Raw genomic sequence first — 7,779 nt, 5'->3', positions numbered from 1 at the left:
CGTTGAAGCCGATGATCGGCGCGCCCGAGGCCGAGGCCAGCGTCACGTCGCTCTCGGTAATCGCGCCGACTCCGCTGTTGAGGATGCGGACCTTGATCTCGTCGGTCGACAGGCGGTTGAGGGCGTTGACGATCGCTTCAGCCGAGCCCTGCACGTCGGCCTTCACCACGACCGGGAATTCGATCATGGTCGAGGCGCGATCGGCGAACATATTCTCGACGCTGATCGGCGCGGTGGTGGTGCGCTGGGTGTCGCGCAGGCCCTGGCGATAGGCGGCGACTTCGCGCGCGCGCGCCTCATTCTCGACCACCGTCAACGGGTCGCCGGCCGATGGCACCGCGCCCAGGCCGAGCACTTCGACCGGAACCGAAGGGCCCGCTTCCTTGACCGGGCGGCCCTGGTCGTCGTGCATCGCGCGGACCTTGCCCGAGACGGCGCCGGCCACGAACACGTCGCCGACCTTGAGCGTCCCGCGCTGGACCAGCACGGTCGCCAGCGGGCCACGGCCCTTGTCGAGCTTGGCCTCGATCACGGTCGCTTCGGCGGCGCGGTCGGGGTTGGCCTTGAGTTCGAGGATTTCGGCCTGGAGGTGGATCGCCTCGAGCAGCTTGTCGAGCCCGGTCTTCTTGGTCGCGGAGACTTCGACGTCCTGCACGTCGCCGCCCATGTCCTCGACCACGATCTCGTGCTGGAGCAGCTCTTCGCGCACTTTTTGTGCCTTGGCCTCAGGCTTGTCGATCTTGTTGATCGCCACGATCATCGGCACGCCGGCCGCCTTGGTATGGTTGATTGCTTCGATCGTCTGCGGACGCAGCCCATCGTCGGCCGCCACTACCAGGATGACGATATCGGTGACGTTGGCGCCGCGCTGGCGCATCTCCGTGAACGCCTCATGGCCCGGCGTGTCGAGGAAAGTAATCTTCGACTGGTCGGGCAGCGTGACCTGATAGGCGCCGATATGCTGGGTGATGCCGCCGGCCTCGCCCGACTGCACGCTGGCGCCGCGGATCGCGTCGAGCAGTGACGTCTTGCCGTGGTCAACATGGCCCATGATGGTGACGACCGGCGAACGCGTGATCAGCGTTGCATCCGCATCGACATCGGCGGCGCTGTCGATGTCGACATCGCTCTCGCTGACGCGCTTGATGGTGTGGCCATATTCAGTGACCAGCAGCTCGGCCGTGTCCTGGTCGATGACGTCGGACTGAGTCGAGGGAACGCCCATCTTGAACAGCGACTTGATCAGGTCGCCGCCGCGCTCGGCCATGCGGTTGGCAAGCTCCTGGACGGTGATCGATTCGGGCACCTGGACTTCGCGGAACTGCTTGGCCGAGGGACCGGCCGAGGCATGGGCGCGCTTTTCCTTTTCGCGGGCACGGCGCAGCGCGGCCAGTGAGCGCGTGCGGTTGTCATCTTCGCCGGTCAGGGCGCGGGTAACGGTCAGCTTGCCGGAATGGCGGCGGTCGTCGCCGCTCCGGCCACGCGCGGGACGGGCGGGCTCGGGACGCTTGACCGCGCCCGGGGCGGCGGGGCGGCTGAAGCGGCGCTCGTCATCGTCGCGCTGTGGAGCGGCGTCGGACGTCGGGCCCTCGGCCGGAGAAATGGGTGCTTCGGCGGCGGCGCGCTCGGCGTCGGCGTTAGCGACGTCGTCGGCCTTGCGATTATCATCTGCGCGGCGCTTCTCGTCTTCGGTCTGCTCGGTCTTGGCGCGATCATCGCGGCGACGCGCTTCCTCCAGGCTCGCCATGCGCGACTCATCGGCCTCGCGCAGCAGCTGCGTCTGGAGTTCCCGGCGCGCACCGATGTCGTCGACCGGACGCCGTTGAGCGGGAGCCGGTGCCGCGGCACGCGAAGCAGGCGCCGGGGGGGCAACGACCGGTGCGGGCGCAGGCGCTTCGGCGACGACGGCAGGAGGCTCGCCCGGCCGACCGAGGATGCGCCGCTTCTTGACCTCGACCACGACGGTGTTCGACCGGCCGTGGCTGAAGCTCTGCTTCACCTTGCCGGTCTCGACCGTGCGCTTCAGGCCCAGCGGAGGCCGGGTACCAAGCTTGGGCTTGTCGGTCTGGTCGGTCATTCTTGTCCTTCGGTCTTAAGCGTCGAGCCGGAAGCGCGAGCAGCGTCGCCGCCCTCTAGCCCGGTGTCGGGGTCAATGAAAGCACGCCACCGGGCAATCGCGCGGGACACGCGAGCGGCAGCGGCAGGATCTGTCAGGGCGACATGTACCACATTTTCGCGGCCCAGCGCCATCGACAAGATGGGGCGGTCTTCAGGGAAAACCACCCCTCGCTGATGGCCGCGCTGTTCCGACCCGCCGACCCGCCATGCCGCGTCGAGCTTGCGGTTGCCGTCCTCGCTGGCGTCGGCGGCGTGGAGCAGGAGGTGGACCTGGCCCGATCGGGCGGCGGATTCGATCTTGTCGGAGCCCGACAGCAATGTGCCGCCGCGCGCTTCAAGCCCGAGCCGGTCAAGTGTCGCCTGGCGCAGGGCATCGGTAATCCGCTGGCCCAGATCGGCCGGGATGGTCAGTTCGTTCGACTTGAACGCCCGCGCCAGCGCGCCCTTGAGCTTGCCCTTGGCGTTGGCCGCATCGAGCGCCACGCGCCCGACCCCGATCCACGCGCCGCGCCCCGGTGCCCGCGCCCCGACATCGGGCGCAACGCTGCCGTCGGGGCCGAGCGCGAGGCGGATCAGGCTGTCGCGGGTGCCGGTGGCGCGGGTGAGGACGCAGCTGCGAACCTGGGTAGGCGCAACTTTCCCGTTTAACCCGAGCGACGTCGAGGGACTTTCATCGCGCGGGGAACCTGTCCCTCGCTTGTGCTCGGGACGATCGGCAATGGTGGTGAGACCTAGCGGGTCATTCTGCTTGTTCCGCAACCGCGTCCTCCCCAGCAGGAGCAGCGGCGGCAGCGGCGTCATCATCCTCGAACCAGTGGGCACGCGCAGCCATGATGATTTCGTTGCCCTGCTCTTCGGTCAGGTTGAAGTCGGCCAGGATACCGCCCTTGTCCTCGGGCCGCTTGACCGCAGTCTCGGCGCGGCGGCGCGGTTCCTGGCGCTTCTTCTGGATCAGCTCGTCGGTCGCCAGGTCGGCGAGGTCGTCGAGCGTGCGGATGTTGGCTTTGCCCAGCACGACCAGCATCGCTTCGGTCATGTGCGGCAGCTCGGCGAGCGGATCCTCGACGCCCAGCTCGCGGCGCTTCTCGCGCGATGCCGCCTCGCGCCGCTCGAGCGCTTCGGCCGCACGGTTCTGCAACTCGCCGGCGATCTCGTCGTCGAGCCCCTCGATCGAGGCGATTTCGTCACTCTCGACGTAGGCGACTTCCTCCATGCTGGTGAAGCCCTCGGCGACCAGCAGCTGGGCGAGCGTTTCGTCGACGTCGAGTTCCTCCTGGAACATGGTCGAACGCTCGACGAACTCGCGCTGGCGCTTCTCGCTGGCGTCGGCCTCGGTCAGGATATCGATCTGCGAATTGGTCAGCTGCGACGCCAGGCGGACGTTCTGCCCGCGCCGGCCGATCGCCAGGCTCAGCTGATCGTCGGGCACGACGACTTCGATCCGGTTTTCTTCCTCGTCGATCACGACGCGCGCGACCGTCGCCGGCTGCAGCGCGTTGACGACGAAGGTCGCGGTGTCCTCGCTCCACGGGATGATGTCGATCTTCTCGCCCTGCATTTCCTGGACAACCGCCTGCACGCGGCTGCCCTTCATGCCGACGCAGGCGCCGACCGGGTCGATGCTGCTGTCATAGCTGATGACGCCGATCTTGGCGCGGCTGCCGGGGTCACGAGCGGCCGCCTTGATCTCGATGATCCCGTCGTAAATCTCGGGGACTTCCTGCGCGAACAGCTTCTTCATGAAGTCGGGGTGGGCGCGCGACAAGAAGATTTGCGGCCCGCGCGCTTCACGGGCGACGCGCAGGATCAGCGAGCGGATGCGGTCGCCGACGCGAACCATTTCGCGCGGGATCTGCTGGTCGCGGCGAATGACGCCCTCGGCCCGGCCCAGGTCCACCACGACATGGCCGAACTCGACCCGCTTGACGACGCCGGTGATGAGTTCGCCGCCGCGCTCCTTGAATTCCTCATACTGGCGCTCGCGTTCGGCGTCGCGAACCTTCTGGAAGATGACCTGCTTGGCGGCCTGCGCGGCGATGCGGCCGAACTCGATCGGGGGCAGCGGATCGACGATGAAGTCGCCGACCGTCGCGTCCTTCTGCAGCTTCTGCGCGCCCTTCAGGTCGACCTGCTTGAAATAATCGTCGACTTCCTCGACCACCTCGACGACGCGCCACAGGCGAAGGTCGCCGGTCGTCGGGTCGAGCTTGGCGCGAATGTCGTTCTCGGCGCCGTAACGGGCGCGGGCGGCGCGCTGGATCGCGTCTTCCATCGCCTCGATGACGATGGCGCGGTCGATCAATTTCTCCTTCGCGACCGAATCGGCGATGGCGATCAGCTCAGCCTTGTTGGCGGATGCGATCGCGGGGGCAGCGGTGGCCATATTAACTCTCCGTCTTGATCGAGTCGGCGCCCTCGGTGCTGAGCGGCGCGGTGGATTTGATGAGCTTGTCGGTCAGCAGCAGCTTGGCCGAGGCGATGGTGTCGAACGTGAACGCGCGCGTTCCCCTGGCCGAGGACAGGCTGATGGTCTCGCCGTCGATCCCGTCGATGATCCCGCTGATCTGCTTGGCGCCGTCTTGCGGTTCGACGAACTTGACCCGCGCCTCATGTCCGGCCCAGTCGGCATAGTCCGAACGGCGGGTCAGCGGGCGGTCGATCCCGGGCGACGAGACTTCCAGCCGATACGCCCCTTCGACCGGATCGCGGCCGGCGGCTTCTTCCGCATCGATGACTTCGGAAATGCGCCGCGACAATGCTTCGCAATCGCCCAGGTCGAGCTGGCGCGTGTCGGGCCGCTCGGCCATCACCTGCAACGTCGGGTCCGACGTCCCGCCGATCATGATCACCCGCACCAGCTCCAGCCCGAGCGCATTCGCTTCGGGTTCGATGAGGGCGGTGATGGCAGGGATATCGGCCAAGGCGGTGTCCGTGTTGAAAGTCAAAAGCTGCTCGCCGCCGGGCCCCGAAGAGCCCAGCCTCAGCATCCGGCGATGTCGAGGAGTACGCATGATATAGGCCGATCGCGGGAAGGGCGCAAGCGCAACGGACGGGTTTAGCGCGCTGCTCCCCGCAAGGCCCGCTCCTCGGCCCGCACCCTCACCACCAGCACCGCCGCATTCAGGACCGAAAACACCGCCGCCACGCCCCACAGCCCGAATATCAGCGGCAACACCGCGATCTCGCCGATGACCACGACATAATTGGGATGGCTGACGTACCGGTACGGCCCGCGCGCAATCATCGTCTCCCCGGGTACGACGATGATCCGCGTCGTCCACCGCTCGCCAAGGGTGCGCAGCGTCCACATGCGCCCCGCTTGCAATAGCACGAACAGAGTGAGGAACGGCCAATGCAACGCCCGCCCCGGCGCCAGCCACCATAGCGTCGCCAGCCACGAGGCATGGACCGCAACGATCAGCGGATAATGGCCCGGCGCCACCTCATGCCCGCCCGCCGCCAGCAGCCGCTTCGTATTCGCCGCCGCCCTCGGCAATTCGCTCAGCCGCTGCAACGTCACGAACCCCAGGATGGCAACCCCCGGCCAGATCGGCGGCATCATGGTCGCCGCAGGGACAGCGCCGCCAGCGTGAACCCCGGCCCGAGCGCGGTCATCAGCGTCCGGCTCGGCAGCCCGCGCCCAAGCAACTGCTCGAGCACGAACAGCACCGTCGGCGCGCTCATATTGCCATGGTCGCGCAGCACCGCCCGCTCCAGGTCGAGCGTCCCGGTCTGCAATCCCAGCGCGCTCTCCATCGCGGTCAGCACCTTGGCACCGCCAGGATGGCTGCACAGCCGGTCGATGTCGGCGAAGCTCAGCCCCAGCCCGTCGAGGATCGCGTCGAGCCCCGCGCGCAGATTATTCTCCAGGAACGGCGGGATCGCGCGGTCGAACACCACCGCCAACCCCGGATCCTCGACCCGCCAGCCCATGATTTCCAGCGTGCCCGGCCACAGCCGTTCACCCGATCCCTCGACCTGCGCCAGCGCTGTACCCTCGGTTGACAGCACCGCCGCCGCCGACCCGTCGCCGAACAGCGCAGTCGCGACAATCGCCGCCGGATCGTCGCTATCAAGCCGGATCGAGATCGAACAAGTCTCGACCGTCACGAACAGCCAGTTCGACCCCGGATCGGCCACCGCCAGCTTCGCCGCCGTCGCCAGCCCGTTGACCCCGCCGGCACAGCCCAGCCCGAACATCGGCACTCGCCGCACGTCGCGCCTTAGCCCCAGCGCAACCGCGTTGCGTGCATCCAGGCTCGGCGTCGCGATGCCGGTGGTCGAAACGGTCACGACCCCGTCGATATCCTCCGCCCGCATCCCCGCCCGCTCGATCGCGCCGCGCGCGGCATCCAGGAACAGCGTGTCGGCGGCGGCGAGATAGGTGCGATTGCGCTCGCCCCAGCCATGGTTTTCGCCATACCATTCCAGCGGCGCGACCAGCTGGCGCTCGTCGATCCCGGCATTGTCGAACACGCCGGACAGTCGATCGAACAGCGCCTTGCGCCCGGCGAACAGCGCGCGCCCGGTTGCCTTCGCCTCCGCCTGGCTGATCGGGAAGGGCGGCACGGCGGTGGCGAGTGACAATAGGGAAGCGGTCAGCGAAACATCTTTCGGAAGGCGGAGGAGTTACGACCGCTATGCGACATCAGATGCATAGCCCCTGAATGCAAGCCTTGTTCCCGGACGGGCCGCCAAACCCTCTCGTCATTGCAGCGAAAGCGGTAAGCCACATCAAGAAGCGCATTCAATCGGTCGATGCCGGTCGGTCGTCAGCTGGCTTCCCGCAGCCGACCCGGCATCCGGTGGAGCCGGTTCACCTGCAGGGGTCGGTGCAGGTCGCCTTGGCCTCAGGCACAAGCTCGCCCGTCACCTGCAACACCACCCCGTTCGACAGGCTGTGCGTCGTCGTCGGGACAGCCGCTAGTGAATTTCGGTCCACCGGGACACGATGCCCGGCCGAACGAACGGTGGCGGGTGTCGAGGTGTGGGCCTTCGCGCTGGCGCTAGTCTTGCGCTGCTTGCTCTCGCTCCTTGACGGCAAAGGCACGGCACCGGCCGGCTGCTGAAGCAAAGTGGACGTCCGGTTCATCGCACCGTTGATGGCGTTGGAAAGAGACTGGCCATTAGCAACGCTCGCAGCCGCCAAGCCGATAAACACCGACACCACCCCCGCTCGCCAAACCCGATATCGCATATCCTTACCCCCGCATCGTTGCGCTGACGGTATTCGCTGCCGACCGCGCTGGTGGCGTCATCGTGCTTCTTTATAGCGAAAATGAGGCGAAATCACATTGAGGCGGAGTAAGCAGCCGAAGGGCTGCTCCCGATCCAGTTCCAGCCAATCATGTCACATTTGCTCTGCCCTGCCGCCGGCTACGGCGGTCCATCTATCGCTGGTATCTGCAGCAACGATGACATTGAGACAGTTGGCACTTACAGGAGTGCGATCTCTGGCCAAGCCGGCGAGGCGGCCATAAATTCCTTGCTCTTCCTTGGCCGAGAAGAAATAGGGATAGAGAGAACGCGCCTGGTCGCCGATCTCGCCTGCCAGCTGGTTGATGTTTCGGCGGATTTCAGCGACGTTGAGCCACATCAGCTGGGAAGGCGCGCGAACTGCGTCATTGGTTCGCGGCCCGCCGATCCGTCGGAACCCAAGCA

At 66.8% G+C, this 7,779-nt stretch carries 6 protein-coding genes and 1 pseudogene; all 7 read right to left on the bottom strand.

The genetic code is table 11. The annotated features are described in order from the left end of the window. Nucleotides 1-2,077: translation initiation factor IF-2 (gene infB / locus RMN84_RS07080; RefSeq protein WP_309611480.1), on the bottom strand; the 2,077-nt coding region annotated here is incomplete at its 3' end. Continuing rightward, nucleotides 2,074-2,877 carry a DUF448 domain-containing protein gene (locus RMN84_RS07075; RefSeq protein ID WP_309611479.1) on the bottom strand — a complete coding sequence of 268 codons (804 nt, stop codon included), beginning with the start codon at nucleotides 2,875-2,877 and terminating at the stop codon, nucleotides 2,074-2,076. The genes infB and RMN84_RS07075, both read right to left, overlap by 4 nt. Continuing rightward, a complete protein-coding gene (gene nusA, locus RMN84_RS07070) occupies nucleotides 2,858-4,501 on the bottom strand; it encodes a transcription termination factor NusA (RefSeq protein ID WP_309611478.1) in 1,644 nt (547 codons plus the stop codon). The genes RMN84_RS07075 and nusA overlap by 20 nt, the downstream gene beginning before the upstream one ends. Nucleotide 4,502: 1 nt before the next feature. After that, nucleotides 4,503-5,039, bottom strand: coding sequence for a ribosome maturation protein RimP (rimP, locus tag RMN84_RS07065; RefSeq protein WP_309611477.1), 537 nt, complete (start codon nucleotides 5,037-5,039; stop codon nucleotides 4,503-4,505). A 134-nt stretch (nucleotides 5,040-5,173) separates the two neighbouring features. Then, nucleotides 5,174-5,680, bottom strand: coding sequence for an isoprenylcysteine carboxylmethyltransferase family protein (locus tag RMN84_RS07060; RefSeq protein WP_309611476.1), 507 nt, complete (start codon nucleotides 5,678-5,680; stop codon nucleotides 5,174-5,176). Further along, nucleotides 5,677-6,705 (bottom strand): type III polyketide synthase, encoded by a 1,029-nt coding sequence (locus tag RMN84_RS07055; protein WP_309611475.1) that lies wholly within the window; start codon nucleotides 6,703-6,705, stop codon nucleotides 5,677-5,679. Before RMN84_RS07055 ends, RMN84_RS07060 begins: the two co-directional genes overlap by 4 nt. A gap of 763 nt (nucleotides 6,706-7,468) precedes the next feature. Then, nucleotides 7,469-7,779, bottom strand: a pseudogene (locus RMN84_RS07050) (hypothetical protein); the annotation flags it as partial.

This window comes from Sphingomonas sp., assembly GCF_031380695.1.
In the GTDB taxonomy this organism is placed as follows: Bacteria; Pseudomonadota; Alphaproteobacteria; order Sphingomonadales; family Sphingomonadaceae; genus Sphingomicrobium.
Note: the sequence above shows the minus strand (reverse complement) of the source record. Positions and strands in the feature narration are given on the sequence as shown.

What these genes read in the sequence shown, in the direction of transcription:
- nusA (WP_309611478.1), bottom strand. Translation starts at nt 4,501, where the DNA reads ATGGCCACCGCTGCCCCCGCGATCGCATCCGCCAACAAGGCTGAGCTG.
- RMN84_RS07060 (WP_309611476.1), bottom strand. Translation starts at nt 5,680, where the DNA reads ATGATGCCGCCGATCTGGCCGGGGGTTGCCATCCTGGGGTTCGTGACG.